The sequence below is a fragment of the Microcella alkaliphila genome (assembly GCF_002355395.1).
Classification (GTDB): domain Bacteria; phylum Actinomycetota; class Actinomycetes; order Actinomycetales; family Microbacteriaceae; genus Microcella; species Microcella alkaliphila_A.
In genome coordinates this window covers 1,835,164-1,851,306 of sequence record NZ_AP017315.1, presented here as the reverse complement: position 1 = coordinate 1,851,306, position 16,143 = coordinate 1,835,164, and the positions used below count along the sequence as shown (strand labels likewise).

Annotated in this window: 17 protein-coding genes; 16 read left to right on the top strand and 1 reads right to left on the bottom strand. The window is 68.2% G+C overall.

Annotated features, from left to right (window positions below; genetic code table 11):
- Positions 1–3: 3 nt before the first annotated feature.
- The 5 genes from thrC (at position 4) to prmC (ending at position 6,142) form a co-directional block, all read left to right on the top strand.
- Positions 4–1,086 carry a threonine synthase gene (thrC, locus tag CPY97_RS09090; protein WP_096422082.1) on the top strand — a complete coding sequence of 361 codons (1,083 nt, stop codon included), beginning with the start codon at positions 4–6 and terminating at the stop codon, positions 1,084–1,086.
- The gene (gene thrB, locus CPY97_RS09085; protein ID WP_096422080.1) at positions 1,083–2,024 is read left to right on the top strand and encodes a homoserine kinase; all 942 of its coding nucleotides are present in this window, start codon (positions 1,083–1,085) and stop codon (positions 2,022–2,024) included. The genes thrC and thrB overlap by 4 nt, the downstream gene beginning before the upstream one ends.
- A gap of 166 nt (positions 2,025–2,190) precedes the next feature.
- Positions 2,191–4,164 (top strand): transcription termination factor Rho, encoded by a 1,974-nt coding sequence (gene rho / locus CPY97_RS09080; RefSeq protein ID WP_231923897.1) that lies wholly within the window; start codon positions 2,191–2,193, stop codon positions 4,162–4,164.
- 5 nt (positions 4,165–4,169) lie between these two features.
- Positions 4,170–5,249, top strand: coding sequence for a peptide chain release factor 1 (gene prfA / locus CPY97_RS09075; RefSeq protein ID WP_096423544.1), 1,080 nt, complete (start codon positions 4,170–4,172; stop codon positions 5,247–5,249).
- A gap of 26 nt (positions 5,250–5,275) precedes the next feature.
- Positions 5,276–6,142 carry a peptide chain release factor N(5)-glutamine methyltransferase gene (gene prmC / locus CPY97_RS09070; protein WP_096422077.1) on the top strand — a complete coding sequence of 289 codons (867 nt, stop codon included), beginning with the start codon at positions 5,276–5,278 and terminating at the stop codon, positions 6,140–6,142.
- Between the two features lie 4 nt (positions 6,143–6,146).
- On the opposite strand, the gene CPY97_RS09065 is transcribed toward prmC, so the two are convergent.
- Entirely contained in the window at positions 6,147–6,761 is a 615-nt protein-coding gene (locus CPY97_RS09065; protein WP_096422075.1) for an HAD-IA family hydrolase, read from the bottom strand.
- Between the two features lie 83 nt (positions 6,762–6,844).
- Between CPY97_RS09065 and CPY97_RS09060 the strand changes: the two genes are divergently transcribed.
- From CPY97_RS09060 to CPY97_RS09010, 11 genes are all read left to right on the top strand, one after another.
- Positions 6,845–7,522 (top strand): L-threonylcarbamoyladenylate synthase, encoded by a 678-nt coding sequence (locus CPY97_RS09060; protein ID WP_096422073.1) that lies wholly within the window; start codon positions 6,845–6,847, stop codon positions 7,520–7,522.
- On the top strand, positions 7,519–8,763 hold the full coding sequence (locus CPY97_RS09055) for an MraY family glycosyltransferase (RefSeq protein WP_096422071.1): 1,245 nt from the start codon (positions 7,519–7,521) through the stop codon (positions 8,761–8,763). Before CPY97_RS09060 ends, CPY97_RS09055 begins: the two co-directional genes overlap by 4 nt.
- Positions 8,760–9,218: a hypothetical protein gene (locus CPY97_RS09050; RefSeq protein ID WP_096422069.1), complete on the top strand. Its 459-nt coding sequence runs from the start codon at positions 8,760–8,762 to the stop codon at positions 9,216–9,218. The genes CPY97_RS09055 and CPY97_RS09050 overlap by 4 nt, the downstream gene beginning before the upstream one ends.
- 63 nt (positions 9,219–9,281) lie before the next feature.
- Complete coding sequence (gene atpB, locus CPY97_RS09045; RefSeq protein WP_231923896.1) at positions 9,282–10,121, top strand: F0F1 ATP synthase subunit A; 840 nt, start codon at positions 9,282–9,284, stop codon at positions 10,119–10,121.
- A 54-nt stretch (positions 10,122–10,175) separates the two neighbouring features.
- Positions 10,176–10,406 carry an ATP synthase F0 subunit C gene (atpE, locus tag CPY97_RS09040; RefSeq protein WP_096422065.1) on the top strand — a complete coding sequence of 77 codons (231 nt, stop codon included), beginning with the start codon at positions 10,176–10,178 and terminating at the stop codon, positions 10,404–10,406.
- A gap of 10 nt (positions 10,407–10,416) precedes the next feature.
- On the top strand, positions 10,417–10,962 hold the full coding sequence (locus CPY97_RS09035; RefSeq protein WP_096422063.1) for a F0F1 ATP synthase subunit B: 546 nt from the start codon (positions 10,417–10,419) through the stop codon (positions 10,960–10,962).
- Positions 10,963–11,748 carry a F0F1 ATP synthase subunit delta gene (locus tag CPY97_RS09030; RefSeq protein ID WP_096422061.1) on the top strand — a complete coding sequence of 262 codons (786 nt, stop codon included), beginning with the start codon at positions 10,963–10,965 and terminating at the stop codon, positions 11,746–11,748.
- Between the two features lie 56 nt (positions 11,749–11,804).
- Entirely contained in the window at positions 11,805–13,439 is a 1,635-nt protein-coding gene (gene atpA / locus CPY97_RS09025; RefSeq protein ID WP_096422059.1) for a F0F1 ATP synthase subunit alpha, read from the top strand.
- 51 nt (positions 13,440–13,490) lie between these two features.
- On the top strand, positions 13,491–14,393 hold the full coding sequence (locus CPY97_RS09020; protein WP_096422057.1) for a F0F1 ATP synthase subunit gamma: 903 nt from the start codon (positions 13,491–13,493) through the stop codon (positions 14,391–14,393).
- 23 nt (positions 14,394–14,416) lie between these two features.
- Positions 14,417–15,880: a F0F1 ATP synthase subunit beta gene (atpD, locus tag CPY97_RS09015; RefSeq protein ID WP_096422055.1), complete on the top strand. Its 1,464-nt coding sequence runs from the start codon at positions 14,417–14,419 to the stop codon at positions 15,878–15,880.
- A 2-nt stretch (positions 15,881–15,882) separates the two neighbouring features.
- The gene (locus CPY97_RS09010) at positions 15,883–16,143 is read left to right on the top strand and encodes a F0F1 ATP synthase subunit epsilon (RefSeq protein ID WP_096422053.1); all 261 of its coding nucleotides are present in this window, start codon (positions 15,883–15,885) and stop codon (positions 16,141–16,143) included.

The following is a 16,143-nucleotide window of genomic DNA, read 5'->3' as shown; positions in this document are numbered from 1 at the left end:
TTAGTGGCCCACCAGTGGAAGGGCGTGCTGCACGAGTACGCCGACCGACTCGACGTTTCCGACGCGACGCCCGTCATCACGCTCGGCGAGGGCGGCACGCCCCTCATCCCGGCGCGCTACCTCTCCGAGCGCACCGGCACGCGCGTGTACGTGAAGTACGAGGGGATGAATCCGACGGGGTCCTTCAAAGACCGCGGCATGACGATGGCGATTTCGAAGGCCGTCGAACACGGCGCCAAGGCCGTCATCTGTGCCTCGACGGGCAACACCTCGGCGTCGGCTGCGGCCTACGCCACGCACGCGGGGATTGCGGCCGCGGTGCTCGTGCCCGAGGGCAAGATCGCGATGGGCAAGCTCAGCCAGGCCGTCGCGCACAAAGCCCAGATCATCCAGATCGAAGGCAACTTCGACGACTGCCTCGACATCGCGCGCGATCTGGCGAAGAACTACCCCGTGCACCTCGTCAACTCGGTCAACCCCGATCGTATTGAAGGGCAGAAGACCGCGGCATTCGAGGTCGTCGAGGTGCTCGGCGATGCGCCCGACTTCCACATCTTGCCGGTCGGCAACGCCGGCAACTACACCGCCTACCACCGCGGTTACAGCGAGGAGTTGGCGCGGGGCGTCACGACGAAGCTGCCGAGGATGTTCGGCTTCCAGGCCGCGGGCAGTGCCCCGATCGTGCTCGGCGAGCCGGTGACGAAGCCCGAGACGATCGCCAGCGCGATCCGGATCGGTAACCCGGCCTCGTGGGAGCTTGCGCTCACCGCCCGCGACAACAGCGACGGCTACTTCGGCGCCATCGACGACGCCGGAATTCTCGCCGCGCACCGCATGCTGAGCCAAGAGGTCGGCATCTTCGTCGAGCCCGCCAGCGCCATTTCGGTCGCCGGCCTGCTCGAGCGCGCGGAGGCCGGCCACATTCCGGCGGGCTCCACAGTGGTGCTCACCGTCACGGGTCACGGACTGAAGGACCCCCAATGGGCCCTGCGCGGGCCTGACGGCGTCGACGTGCAGCCGACGGTCGTTCCCGTCGACACGGTCGAGGTTGCCTCGGTGCTCGGCCTCGAGAAAGCACCGGTGTGACCCTCGACCCGCGGCTCGTCGGCCGGCGGGTCAGCGTTCGCGTGCCCGCCACCACGGCAAACCTCGGGCCGGGCTTCGACACGCTCGGGCTGGCGCTCAGCGTGTACGACGAGCTCGAGGTGACCGCCGTCGCCGAGCCGGGCGCTCACGTTGAGGTGCACGGCGTGGGGGAGGGCACGGTCGAAACCGACGAATCGAACCTCGTCGTCCGATCGATCGCCCACGTGTTCGACCGCGTCGGCATCACGATGCCGGGGCTTCGGCTTGTCGCGCACAATGCGATCCCGCACGGCCGCGGCATGGGGTCGTCCGGCGCCGCGATCGTGGGCGGCGTGATGGCCGCCAAGGGCCTCCTCGACGGAATCGTCGAGCTCGACGAGGAGGATCTGCTCGCTCGCGCCACCGAACTTGAAGGTCACCCCGACAACGTGGCCCCCGCGCTCTTCGGCGGCCTCACAATCGCGTGGATGGGCGAGCGCGGACCGCAGCACAAGCGCTTAACCGTCCACCGGGGCGTGTCACCACTCGTGTGCGTTCCGGAAGCGTCCACCATGTCCACCGCGATGGCCCGCACGCTCCAGCCCGCCCAGGTGCCGCACTCCGACGCGATCTTCAACGTGTCCCGATCGGCGCTCCTGATCGCCGCGCTGATTCAGAGCCCCGAACTACTGCACACGGCGACCGAAGACCGCCTCCACCAGTCGTATCGCGCGGCCGCGATGCCCGAGACCGACGCGCTCATCCAGGTGCTGCGTCAGGCCGGTTTCGCGGCGGTGGTGTCGGGCGCCGGCCCCTCGATTCTCGTCTTGTGTGCCGACCCCGGCGAGCGGCTGCGAGCGGCCGAACTCGTCGAGAAGCACCGCGCCACGCCCTGGCAATTGCACATGCTGGCCGTCGATGTGCTCGGTGCTACAGTGGTGACGCACCCCGCGCAGTAAGTGGCGTCGCCACCGTTGCGCATCTTCCGAGCACTCGCTCACCCGTACCTCCCGCACGCACCCCGCGTCATGTGACGAGCGTCGTCTATGCCGGTGGCTCGCCGGGAGGCGGACCCGTGCATCCCGGGCCATTTCTCGTGCCCGAGTCGAAAGGACCGACACCCCCGTGACCGAAACATCCAACGATCTGTCCGGCCTCAAACTGCCGCAGCTGCAGGAGCTCGCCTCCTCACTCGGCGTCGCCGGAATCTCGAAGCTCCGCAAGGGCGAGCTCGTCGCCGCGATCGAGGCGGCCCGCGGCGGCGCGGCTGCGCCCGCCCCGAATGACGCCCCCGCAGCGGATGCGGCACCCGCCGAGGCGCCCGCTTCTGAAGTCGCTCCCGGTGACGCTGAGCCCGCCGCGGACGGCACTCCCGCGGCCGACGCCGCTTCCGCCCCCGAGCGGTCGGGCCGCCGCGGCTCGCGGCGCGCCACCACCGGAACGGTGACCGCCGCGGCCGACACCCGCCGATCGGCCGCCGACCATGTCGCCGGCGGTGACGCGGGCGTCGCCGTCGCCCCCGACGCGGCGGCAGCCGGCGAGGCCGCGAACGCCGACCGGAAGTCCGACGGTCAGAAGGCCGACGAGCAGACGACCGCCGAGCAGCAGGCCGATGGCCAGCAGGGTGACCAGTCGCAGAACGAGCGCGGCGGGCGCGGTCGGGGTCGCGGTCGCGGGCGCGGTCGCGGCGGCGACAAGAACGACCAGGGCCAGGGCGGCCAGAATGGCCAGAACGGCCAGAACGGCCAGAACGGCGACGCCAAGAAGGATGAGCAGCCGGCTCAGGGTGGCCAGCAGCAGGGCGGTCGTGGCCAGAACGCGGGCCAGAACGGCCCCCGCGACGACGACCGAGATGACGAGTCGGGTCGCGGCCGCGGACGCGCACGCGACCGCAAGCGCGGTCGCGGCCAGAACGACGACGTTGACCCGGAAATCAGCGACGACGACGTCCTCATTCCCATTGCGGGCATCCTTGACGTTCTCGACAACTACGCCTTCGTCCGGACCACCGGCTACCTTCCCGGCCCGAGCGACGTCTACGTCTCCCTCGGCCAGGTGAAGAAGTACCAGCTGCGCAAGGGCGACGCCGTCGTCGGCGCCATCCGGCAGCCGCGAGAGGGCGAGAATCAGGGCCGCCAGAAGTACAACGCGCTGGTGCGCGTCGACTCGATCAACGGCCAAAGCATCGACGAGGCGCGTTCGCGCGTCGAGTTCAGCGCGCTCACGCCGCTCTACCCGCAGGAACGTCTGCGTCTCGAGACGGCCCCGACGAAGCTCGCGACCCGCATCATCGACCTCGTCGCTCCCATCGGCAAGGGCCAGCGTGGTCTCATCGTCTCGCCGCCGAAGGCAGGCAAGACCCTCGCGCTGCAGGCCATCGCCGGAGCCATCGCCGAGAACAACCCTGAGGTGCACCTCATGGTCGTGCTGGTCGACGAGCGCCCTGAAGAGGTCACCGACATGCAGCGCTCGGTCAAGGGCGAAGTCATCGCCTCGACCTTCGACCGTCCCGCCGACGACCACACGACGGTTGCCGAGCTGGCGATCGAGCGCGCGAAGCGCCTCGTCGAGCTCGGTCACGATGTGGTGGTGCTGCTCGACTCGATCACTCGACTCGGCCGCGCGTACAACGTGACCGCGCCGACGAGCGGCCGCGTGCTGTCCGGCGGCGTCGACTCGGCCGCGCTGTACCCGCCGAAGAAGTTCTTTGGCGCCGCCCGCAACATCGAAGACGGCGGCTCGCTGACGATCCTCGCCACGGCACTCGTGGAGACCGGGTCGAAGATGGACGAGGTGATCTTCGAAGAGTTCAAGGGCACCGGCAACATGGAGTTGCGTCTGTCTCGCCAGCTCGCCGACAAGCGCATCTTCCCCGCCGTCGACATCTCCGCCTCGGGCACCCGTCGTGAAGAGATGCTGCTCGGCAACGATGAGGTCGCGGTCACCTGGCGTCTGCGTCGCGCGCTCGCGGGTCACGACCCGCAGCAGTCGCTCGAGATCGTGCTGGGCAAGCTGAAGGAGACGCAGTCGAACGTCGAGTTCCTCGTGCAGATCCAGAAGGCGCTGCCCCAGAACGGCGCGGCCCACAAGGGCGAGTGACACACGTGTTCGATAGCGTCGAGGCGCTCATCGCCGAGCACGCCGAACTGCAAGAGCAGCTCGCCGACCCGGCGGTGCACGCCGACCCCGCGCGCTCGAAGAAGCTCAACCGGCGATATGCCGAGCTGAACCAGATCGTGCACGCGCACGACGTGTGGCAGCAGGCGGGCGATGACCTAGCGGCCGCGCGTGAGCTTGCGAAAGACGACGAGGCGTTCGCCGACGAGGTCCCCGCGCTGGAGGAGGCTCTCGCTGAGGCGCAGGAGAAGCTGCGCCGCCTGCTGATTCCTCGTGACCCCGACGACGGGCGCGACGTGATCATGGAGATCAAGGGCGGCGAGGGTGGCGAAGAGTCGGCACTGTTCGCCGCCGACCTCTTGCGCATGTACTCGTACTATGCCGAGTCGCGCGGCTGGAAGGTGGAGCTTCTTGACTCGACCACGAGCGACCTGGGCGGCTACAAGAACGTGCAGGTCGCCATCAAGTCGACGTCGTCCGATCCCGCCGACGGCGTGTGGGCGAGCCTCAAGTACGAGGGGGGCGTGCACCGCGTGCAGCGCGTTCCGGCGACCGAGTCGCAGGGCCGCATCCACACGTCAACGACCGGTGTGCTCGTGTTCCCCGAGGTGGACGAGCCCGAGGAGGTCGACATCAACCAGAACGACCTGAAGATCGACGTTTACCGGTCGTCCGGCCCGGGCGGCCAGAGCGTCAACACAACCGACTCGGCCGTGCGCATCACGCACCTCCCGACCGGAATCGTCGTGGCGATGCAGAACGAGAAGAGCCAGCTGCAGAACCGCGAAGCGGCCATGCGCGTCCTCCGCGCCCGCATCCTCGCCAAGCAGCAGGAAGAGATCGCGGCTGCGCAGTCGGATGCGCGCAAGAGTCAGATCCGCGGGATGGACCGCTCCGAGCGCATCCGCACCTACAACTTCCCCGAAAACCGCATCGCCGACCACCGCACCGGGTACAAGGCCTACAACCTGGATGCCGTGATGAACGGGGCCCTCGGCCCCGTCGTCGAGGCGTGCATCCAAGCGGACGAGGAGGCGCGGCTCGCCGCTCTCGGCGACGAAACGTGAGCGGCGCGAGACGTGGCGTCAGCGCGATGAGCGAGGCGGCCACGATCGATGCCCTGCTCGCCTGGGCGAGCGACGAACTCGCGGCGGCGGGCGTGGCATCGGCCCGCGGCGACGCGGCCCATCTCATCGGTCACGTTCTCGAGCTCGGTCGCGGCGAGGTCGAGGCGAAGGCGATCACCGCGATGAGGGTGCCGGCCGACCGGGTCGCCGAGGTGGTGACGCTCGTCGATCGTCGTGCGCGCCGGGAACCGCTCCAGCACATCCTGGGCGTCGCGGCCTTTCGCGGGCTCACCCTCGCGGTCGGCCCAGGCGTATTCGTTCCGCGGCCCGAAACCGAAATCGTGGCGCAGTACGCCATCGACGCGCTGCGGGCGCGCCCCACCGTCGAGCCGCTCGCCGTCGACCTCGGCAGCGGCAGCGGCGCCCTGGCGCTCGCGCTGGCCACGGAGGTGCCGAACGCTCGAGTCGTCGCGGTCGAGAAGACGCCCGAGGCGGTGCCGTGGACGCGCCGCAATGTCGAGCGGCTCGGGGCCGGTCGCGTGAGCGTGGTCGTTGCCGACCTCGCCGACGCGCTCCCCGAGCTCGCCGGAAGCGTTGACGTCGTGGTGTCGAACCCGCCGTACGTGCCCGAGCGCGCGCTGCCCCGCGACCCCGAGGTTCGGCTGTTCGACCCCCCAGAAGCTCTCTACTCGGGCACGGACGGATTGGACGCGATGCGAGCCGTCGCTGCCACGGCCCATCGGCTGCTCGTGCCGGGCGGCACCCTCGTCGTCGAGCACGGTGAGGAGCAGGGATCTGCGGTCCGGCGCATCCTGGCCGAGGCCGGCCTGCGGGCGTCGGCGACGCATCCCGACCTGCTCGGACGCGACCGCGCGACCACGGCCGCCCGCTGAGTCGTCAGGCGGCGGCGCGTTCAGCGAACGCGCCGATCGCGGCCCGCAGGCCGGCCGCGTGTACGTACACGTGACCGGTGATGCCGAGGGATTCGGCGCCGGCGACGTTGTCGGGCCGGTCGTCGGTGAAGAACGTCTGTGCCGCGGTCGCCCCGTAGTGCTCCATGGCGCGGGCGTAGACGGCGGGGTCGGGCTTCCGGGCCCCGAACCGGGCGCTCGCGTGCAGATGCTCGCGTCCCATCACCTCGGCGAGCTCGGACGCGACCTCGTGCAGATGCTCGTGGATCAGGATCGAATTGTTCGTCAGCAACGCGACGCGACCGAATTCGGCGGCCCGCCGCACGGCATCCACCGCCTCTGGCCGCGCGACCGTTGATTCCGCCCGGATGCGCACCCATTCCTTTCGAGGAATGTCCGCCCCGATCGCTGCCGTCACGACGGCCAGGTACTCGTCGGCGTCGGCCGGATCGCCGGCCTCGGCCGCGAATTCGAGGCCGTTCAGCCACCAGCGCCGCCGCAACTCGGTGAGATCGTGCCCCGTTCGGGCCGTCAGGGCCGCCATCCGCGTGCGCCAGTCGTAGTCGCACAGCACGTCGTCCATGTCGAACAGAAACAGCACGGCGGATCGGGGTCCTCTCGGCGGGGTCGGGCGCCGCTCGACCGGGCGGCACCTCCAGTCTGCCCGACTATGATGGGAGCATCATGGTGAGCGTTTTTGACTGCAGCGTGGAGGCCGAACTCCTCGCCGGATTGCGGGCCGCGCGAGGCGCCATCGGCCGCGGCGAGCTCGTCGTCATGCCGACGGACACGGTCTACGGCGTCGCCGCCGACGCCTTCCGCCCTGAAGCGGTTCAGCGCCTGCTCGACGCCAAGGAACGCGGCCGCGACGCGCCCCCGCCGGTGCTGATTCCGGGTATCCCGACGCTCACCGCTCTCGCCGAGGTCGTGCCCGACGAGATCACGGCGCTCGTGCGCGAGTTCTGGCCGGGGGGCTTGACCGTCGTCGTCGAAGCACGCGAGTCGCTCACCTGGGACCTCGGTGAGACGGGAGGGACTGTCGCCTTGCGTATGCCCGATGACACCGTCGCCCTGAACCTCTTGGCCGACACCGGGCCGCTCGCGGTCTCCAGCGCGAACCTCAGCGGCCGCCCGGCCGCCCGTAGCTGCCAGGAGGCCGTCGACATGCTCGGCGATCGCGTCGCCGTGTACCTCGACGCGGGTCCGCGGGGCGTCGCGCCCGTCAACGGCCGCGACAACGGCTCGACGATCGTCGATGCCACGAGCCTGGCGCTTCCCGAGGGGCGACTGCGGATCCTTCGCCACGGCGTCATCCCCGACGACGACATCGCCCGCATCGTCGGTGCGGAGCGCATCGCGTGAGATTCCTGCTGCTGATTGCCCTCATCGCCGCGGTCATCAGCCTCGTCGGTGCCTGGGCGATCGTGCGGCTCAGTCATCGCTTCAAGCTCTATCCCGGCATTCGTGAGCGTGACGTGCACACCCGTCCGACGCCGCGACTCGGGGGTATCGCCATCGTGGTGGGGGTTCTCACGGGCCTCGCCGTGGCCTCTCAGATCAGCTGGTTCCGGCCCGTGTTTGCCGACCCGTGGCCCGTTCTTGCGATCGCGGCCGCGGCGCTCATCATGCTCGCAATCGGCGTGGTCGACGACATCCTCGACCTCGACTGGGTGACGAAGCTCGCCGGCCAGCTGCTGGTCGGCGGGTTTCTCGCCTGGGCGGGCGTGCAGATCGTGTCCCTCCCGGTCGGGCCGGGGGAGGGCATCACGGTGCTGTCTCCGACGCTCTCGCTGATCATCACGATCCTGGCGGTCGTCCTCGTGATGAATGCCGTCAACTTCATCGACGGTCTCGACGGACTCGTCGCCGGGGTCACGTTGATCGCGGGCGGCGTGTTCTTCGCCTACAGCTACATCCTGTCGACCTCGACCGGTCAGTCGGCGTTCAACCTCGCCTCCATGGTGATGGCGGTTCTGCTCGGCGCCACCCTCGGATTCCTGCCCTTCAACTGGCACCCCGCGAAGATTTTCATGGGCGACGGGGGAGCGCTCGTGATCGGGATGCTCATGGCCGTCTCCACGGTCACGGTGACGGGACAAATCGACCCGGCGTCGATCGGCTCGGAGCAGCTGCTTCCGGCGTTCATCCCGCTCATGCTTCCCTTCGCGGTGTTGATCGTTCCCCTGATGGACTTCGGGCTTGCGGTGCTGAGACGTCTGCGGGCCGGGAAGAGCCCGTTCAGCGCCGACCGTCTGCACCTGCACCACCGCCTGCTCGACATGGGGCACAGCCACTTTCACGCCGTGCTGATCTTCTACGGCTGGACGGCGGTCGTTGCGGTCGGCACGCTCGCCTTCATGTTTGTCGACTGGCGTATCGCCCTCGGCGGCGTGAGCGCGGGCCTCGTGCTCTGCGCCATTGTCACGCTTGCCCCGCTCAGCCGACGCAAGCGCGTCGAGTCTGCCGCGCAGCGCGCCCCGCACCCCGATGCCCAGCTCGCGCAGTACGACCCGCTCGACGCGGCCGCGCCGCCGATCGACCACGAACCCGACCCCCGCGACGCGCCCGTCGCTGACACCACCGAGGAGAACCGCCGGTCATGAACGTCGAAAAGACTCTGAAGCTGTCACTGCTCTACGGAGCCGCGGTGAGCATCCTGATTGCCATCGTCGGCAGCGTCGTCGGGGCTCTTGTCGCCGGTCTCGCCGGACTGCTGTCGGCGCTCATCGGCGCGGCCGTCGGCTTCCTGTTCGTCGGCATCACCGCGCTCAGCTTGCTGATCGCCGTGCGCACGACGAAAGACGACCCCTCCAGCCCCGTGTTCTTCGTCATCATCATGGGCGCATGGCTGGTGAAGCTGGTGGGCTTCATCGGGTTCGTCGCCGTATTCCGCGGGGTGGATGCACTGGATCCGGTCGCTCTGTTCGTCGCGCTCGTCGCGGCCGCAGTCGGCAGCGTGGGGGCCGACGTTGTCGCCGTTCTGCGCTCGCGTATTCCGTATGCCGACCCTCCACTGCCGGGGGACGCCGCCGATTCGTCCGACCGGGCCTCGAGTTGATAGGGTTGACCCCGGTCACCCACGCCGATCACCTCGCTTTCTGATCTGACCGACGCCCTGATCTTGGAGACTGCGCTGTCTACTTCTGCCCTCGTCACTGCCTCTCTCCTGCGACCCTTCGCCGGCGAAGACGGCCAGTTCAAAGCCCCCGGCATCGACGAGTTCGTCGGCCTTCCCGCTCTGTTCTTCGAAGGCACGCCCTTCGAGATCAACCGCATCATCATGGTGCGCCTCATCGCGCTGGCCATCATGGTGCTCTTGATGTACTTGGCTCTTCGCAAGTCGCGCCTCGTGCCGACCCGCGGCCAGGGAGCCGCCGAGATGGCCCTCGACTTCGTGCGCGTGCAGATCGCCGAGGAGATCCTCGGTGAACGCCTCGGGCGCCGCTTCCTGCCGCTTCTGGCATCGCTGTTTTTCGCGATTCTCGCGATGAACATCACGGGCATCGTCCCATTCGCCAACATCGCCGGAACATCTCTCGTCGGAATGCCACTCACGATGGCGCTGGTGTCCTACGTCGCGTTCATCTACGCCGGCATCCGCGAGGTGGGCGGGTGGCCGTTCATTCGCAACGCGCTCTTCCCGCCCGGCGTTCCTCCGGTGCTCTACTTGCTCCTGGCGCCCGTCGAGCTGATCAACATCTTCATCATGCGGCCCGTCTCGCTCGCGCTGCGTCTTCTTCTGAACATGATGGTCGGCCACCTGCTGCTCGTCCTGGCGTTCTCCGCGACGAACTTCTTCTTCGTCAGCGTCGCAGGCCCCGCTGCGGCGTTCGGCGCGCTGACGCTGTTCGGCGGCATCGTCATCACCCTGTTTGAGCTGCTGATCGCGGTTCTTCAGGCGTACGTCTTCACCCTGCTTACCGCGGTCTACATTCAGCAGGCCGCGTCCGATCACCACTAACCTCCGCACCGCTTCGTCACTCGACGACGCGATCACCACCGAAAGGAAACACACGTGGACTCCACAATCCTCGCGCAGATCACGGGCAACATCGCGACGGTCGGCTATGGCCTCGCAACGCTGGGCCCCGGCCTCGCCGTGGGTATCATCGCCGGTAAGACCGTCGAGGCGATGGCTCGCCAGCCCGAGATGGCCGGCCGCCTGCAGGTGACGATGTTCCTCGGCATCGCGTTCGCCGAGCTGCTCGCCTTCATCGGCGTCGCCACCTTCTTCATCTTCCAGTAAGGCGCACCTGATGCTGTCGAGCCCGACGATCGCCGCGAACGCAGGAATCGCGCTGTTCCTGCCTCCGGTGTACGACATCGTGTGGTCAGCGGTTCCCTTCGCGCTGATTCTCGCGTTCTTCTTCCTCTGGGTCATGCCGCGATTCCGGAAGATCTTGGACGAGCGTGCTGAGCTCATCGAGGGGGGCATCGCCAAGGCCGAAGCCGCCCAGGCTGAGGCGTCGGCGCAGCTCGAGGAGTACAACGCGCTCCTCGCCGAGGCGCGCGCCGAAGCGGGGCGCATCCGTGAGCAGGCCCGCACCGACGGTCAGGCGATCCTCGCCGACCTCAAGCAGCAGGCACAGTCCGAGGCTGCGCGCATCACCGCGACCGCTCAGCAGCAGATCGAGGCGGAGCGCCAGGCTGCGGTCGTGTCGCTGCGCACCGAGGTGGGAACCCTCGCGATCCAGCTTGCCGGGGGAGTCATCGGGGAGACCCTGACGGACGACGCCAAGGCCACCGCCATCGTCGACCGCTTCCTGGCCGACCTGGACGCCGACGAGAAGGCGACCACGTAAATGGGGTCAGCGACTCGGACGGCTCTGGCTGGCGCGCGCGAGGTGCTCGCGGCGACACCGGGGCTCGACCGCGCCGCGGGTGAGCAGCTTCTCGCCGCTGCCCGGCTCATCGGCTCCTCCCACGGTCTGCAGTCGGCGCTGTCCGCCGCAGACGGTACCGCGGCGACGGCGATGCGCGACCGCGTGTTCGCCGAACTCGGCGTTCCCGCGCGAGCGGTGCTGGAGGCGGCACTGTCCGCATCCTGGTCCTCGCCTGCGGAGCTGATCGCAGGGATCGAAGAGCTCGGCATTCGCGCGATCGCCCTTTCCTCGGACGATGCGGATGCGGTCGCTCGCGAACTCGATGGGGTCGGCCAGCTCGTCGCCGGCAGCGCAGAGCTCGAGCTCGCCCTCAGCGGGACGCGCGGCACGCCGGCGGCGCGCGGCGCGCTCGTCGAGAGTCTCCTGGCCGGTCGTGCGAGCGGGGAGGCCACGACGATCATGAGCCACCTCGTCCGCCAGCCGCGCGGTCGGCGCGTCGGTGAGCTCGTGCGCACCGGGGCGGAGCTCGTCGCGGACGCGGTCGGCAAGGGTTTCGCGACGATCACCGTCGCTGCGACACTCTCCGACGCCCAGCTCGCGAACGTCGCCGAGACCGTTCGCGAGCGCTACGGCCGGGAGCACCTGCTGGTGCAGGTGGTGGACCCGGCGATCCTCGGCGGCGCCCGCATCCAGGTCGGGCACGAGGTCATCGACGGCAGCATCGCCGCGCGACTGACCGATCTCACGCTTCAGCTGGCGCGGTAGCGCCGGCCACACCACCCAGCGGCCCGGCTTCGGGACGCAACGACGAAGGAAAAGACATGGCAGAACTTTCGATCAGCCCGGACGAGATCCGCGATGCGCTGAAGGACTTCGCGAACTCGTACGAGCCCGGCGCCGTCGCGGCGACCGAGGTCGGCCGGGTGGTGGATGCCGCGGACGGCATCGCACACGTCGCCGGCCTGCCGAGCGTCATGGCGAACGAACTGATCCGCTTTGCGGACGGAACGCTCGGCCTGGCGCAGAACCTCGACGCGAACGAGATCGGTGTCGTCGTGCTCGGCGAGTTCACCGGCATCGTCGAAGGCATGGAGGTGACCCGCACGGGCGAGGTCCTCTCCGTTCCCGTCGGTGACGGCTACCTCGGACGCGTCGTCGACCCGCTCGGCGCACCGATCGACGGTCTCGGCGACATCGCCGACGAGGGTCGTCGTGCCCTCGAGCTCCAGGCCCCCGGCGTCATGCAGCGCAAGAGCGTGCACGAGCCGATGCAGACCGGCATCAAGGCCATCGACGCCATGATCCCGATTGGCCGCGGCCAGCGTCAGCTGATCATCGGTGACCGCCAGACGGGCAAGACGGCGATCGCGATCGACACGATCATCAACCAGAAGGCCAACTGGGACTCGGGCGACGTCTCGAAGCAGGTGCGCTGCATCTACGTCGCCGTCGGCCAGAAGGGTTCCACGATCGCCGCCGTCAAGGGCGCGCTCGAGGACGCGGGAGCGATGGAGTACACCACCATCGTCGCGGCCCCCGCCTCCGACCCCGCCGGCTTCAAGTACCTCGCCCCCTACACGGGCTCGGCCATCGGCCAGCACTGGATGTACGGCGGCAAGCACGTGCTCATCATCTTCGACGACCTGTCGAAGCAGGCCGAGGCCTACCGTGCCGTGTCGCTCCTGCTGCGTCGCCCGCCGGGCCGTGAGGCGTACCCCGGAGACGTCTTCTACCTGCACTCTCGTCTGCTGGAGCGTTGCGCGAAGCTCTCCGACGAGCTGGGCGCCGGATCGATGACGGGTCTTCCGATCATCGAGACCAAGGCGAACGACGTCTCCGCGTACATCCCGACCAACGTGATCTCGATCACGGACGGTCAGATCTTCCTCCAGTCCGACCTGTTCAACGCCAACCAGCGTCCCGCGGTCGACGTGGGTATTTCGGTGTCCCGCGTTGGTGGTGACGCGCAGGTGAAGAGCATCAAGAAGGTCTCCGGAACGCTCAAGCTCGAGCTCGCGCAGTACCGCTCGCTAGAGGCCTTCGCCATGTTCGCCTCCGACCTCGACGCGGCGAGCCGACGCCAGCTGGCGCGCGGCGCTCGCCTGACGGAGCTGCTCAAGCAGCCGCAGTACTCGCCGTACCCCGTCGAGGAACAGGTCGTCGCGATCTGGGCCGGCACCAAGGGCAAGCTCGACACGATCGCGGTCGATGACGTGCTGACCTTCGAGCGCGAGCTGCTCGATCACCTGCGGCGCAACACCTCGATCCTCACGACCCTCGCCGAGCGCAATGTGCTCGATGAGGAGACCGAGGCCGAGCTCGATGCCGCGATCGACTCTTTCGTGACCGAGTTCCAGGGCGCGGGAAGCGACGGCGTTCAGGCCGGCAGCGAGCAGTTCGGCGAGACCGAGACCGAAGACATCAACCAGGAGAAGATCGTCCGCAGGAAGCGCTGACGGTCCCCGCCGCAGACGACCGACGATCACACCTAAGGAAAGACGACACTCATGGGAGCGCAACTTCGGGTCTACCGGCAGAAGATTCGTTCTGCCCAGACGACCAAGAAGATCACGCGCGCGATGGAGCTCATCTCCGCCTCGCGAATTCAGAAAGCGCAGGCGCGCATGGCCGCCTCGACGCCGTACGCCCGGGCCGTGACCCGAGCGGTGTCGGCGGTCGCGACCTACTCCGACGTCGATCACGTGCTGACGACGGAGCGCGAAACGCCGAAGCGGGCAGCCGTGCTGATCTTCACGTCCGACCGCGGTCTCGCGGGCGCCTTTAGCTCGCAGGTGATTCGCGAGGCTTCCGAGCTGCGCACGCGGCTCGAAGGCGAGGGCAAAGAGGTCGTTCACTATCTCGTCGGGCGCAAGGCCGTGCAGTACTTCACATTCCGTCGTCGTCCGAGCGCCCAGCAGTGGACGGGCAACACGGATCAGCCGGAGTTCAGCACGGCAAAGGAGATTGCCGACACGCTCGTCGAGGCCTTCATCGCCGGCGGCGAGTCCGACGGTGGCGTCGATGAGATCCACGTCGTGTACAACCGCTTCGTCAACCTCGTCTCGCAGGTGCCCGAGATCGTGCGGGTGCTGCCGCTCGAGATCGTCGACGGCGTCGACGACCCGGGCGACACGGAGCTGCTGCCGCTGTACTCCTTCGAGCCGGACGCCGACGAGGTGCTCGACTCGCTGCTGCCGGTGTACATCGAGAGCCGGATCTTCAACGCGATGCTGCAGTCGGCTGCCTCCGAGCACGCCGCGCGTCAGAAGGCGATGAAGTCGGCGAGCGACAACGCGGACAAGCTCATCCTCGACTACACCCGACTCGCGAACAACGCGCGTCAGGCCGAGATCACCCAGCAGATTTCCGAGATCGTGGGCGGCGCCGACGCCCTGGTGTCGGCGAAGTAACCAGAAGAAGAGGGAAAACACCCATGGCTACCGCAACCACGAAGAAGCAGGCCCAGCCGGCCGCTGTCGCTGGCGTCGGCCGCGTCGCACGCGTCACCGGCCCGGTTGTCGACATCGAGTTCCCGCACGATGCCATCCCCGGCATCTACAACGCGCTCGAGACCGACATCACGATTGGTGACGCGACCACCACTCTGACGCTCGAGGTCGCCCAGCACCTCGGCGACGACCTCATCCGCGCCATCGCACTGAAGCCGACGGACGGTCTCGTGCGTGGGCAGGAGGTGCGCGACACCGGTGCCGCCATCTCGGTGCCCGTCGGCGACGTCACCAAGGGCAAGGTGTTCAACGTGATCGGCGAGGTGCTCAACGCCGAGCCGGGCGAGACGATCGAGGTCACCGAGCGGTGGCCGATCCACCGCAAGCCTCCGGCATTCGACCAGCTCGAGTCGAAGACGCAGCTCTTCGAAACCGGCATCAAGGTCATCGACCTGCTCACCCCGTACGTGCAGGGTGGAAAAATCGGCCTCTTCGGAGGCGCCGGCGTCGGCAAGACGGTCCTCATCCAGGAGATGATCCAGCGCGTGGCGCAGGACCACGGTGGTGTGTCGGTGTTCGCCGGCGTGGGTGAACGTACCCGTGAGGGCAACGACCTGATCCAGGAGATGGACGAGGCCGGAGTCTTCGACAAGACCGCCCTCGTCTTCGGTCAGATGGACGAGCCGCCGGGCACGCGTCTGCGCGTCGCGCTGTCGGCCCTGACCATGGCCGAGTACTTCCGTGACGTGCAGAAGCAGGACGTTCTGCTGTTCATCGACAACATCTTCCGCTTCACGCAGGCCGGCTCCGAGGTGTCGACCCTGCTCGGCCGTATGCCGTCGGCCGTGGGTTATCAGCCGAACCTCGCCGACGAGATGGGTATCCTCCAGGAGCGCATCACCTCGACGCGCGGTCACTCGATCACCTCGCTGCAGGCGATTTACGTTCCTGCCGACGACTACACCGACCCGGCCCCGGCAACGACGTTCGCGCACCTTGACGCGACCACCGAGCTGAGCCGTGAGATCGCGTCGAAGGGTCTCTACCCCGCGGTCGACCCCCTCACCTCGACGAGTCGTATCCTCGACCCGCTCTACATCGGCGAGGACCACTACCGGGTGGCAACGACCGTCAAGCAGATTCTGCAGAAGAACAAGGAACTGCAGGAGATCATCGCGATCCTCGGCGTCGACGAGCTCAGCGAGGAAGACAAGATCACGGTGTCGCGTGCCCGTCGCATCCAGCAGTTCCTCTCGCAGAACACGTACATGGCGAAGAAGTTCACCGGTGTTGAGGGCTCGACCGTCCCGCTGAAGGACACCATCGAGTCGTTCGACGCGATTGCCAAGGGCGAGTTCGACCACGTGGCCGAGCAGGCCTTCTTCAACGTCGGCTCGATCAGCGACGTCGAAGAGAAGTGGGCGCAGATCCAGGCGGAGAACGAGTAATCGTGGCCGAGCTGTCCGTCAGCGTCGTCGCCGCCGACCGCGAAGTGTGGTCGGGCGCGGCGAAGCAGATCGTCGCGCGCACGACCGAGGGCGAGATCGGAATCCTGCCGGGACACGAACCCGTGCTGGGCATTCTGGGCGCCGGCGAGGTGCGCATCACCCCCGTGTCGGGGTCGCCGATCATCGCGCGCGCCGAAGACGGCTTCCTCTCCGTTGAGAACGACACCGTGACGGTCGTCGCGGGTTTCGCCGAAATCCAGTAG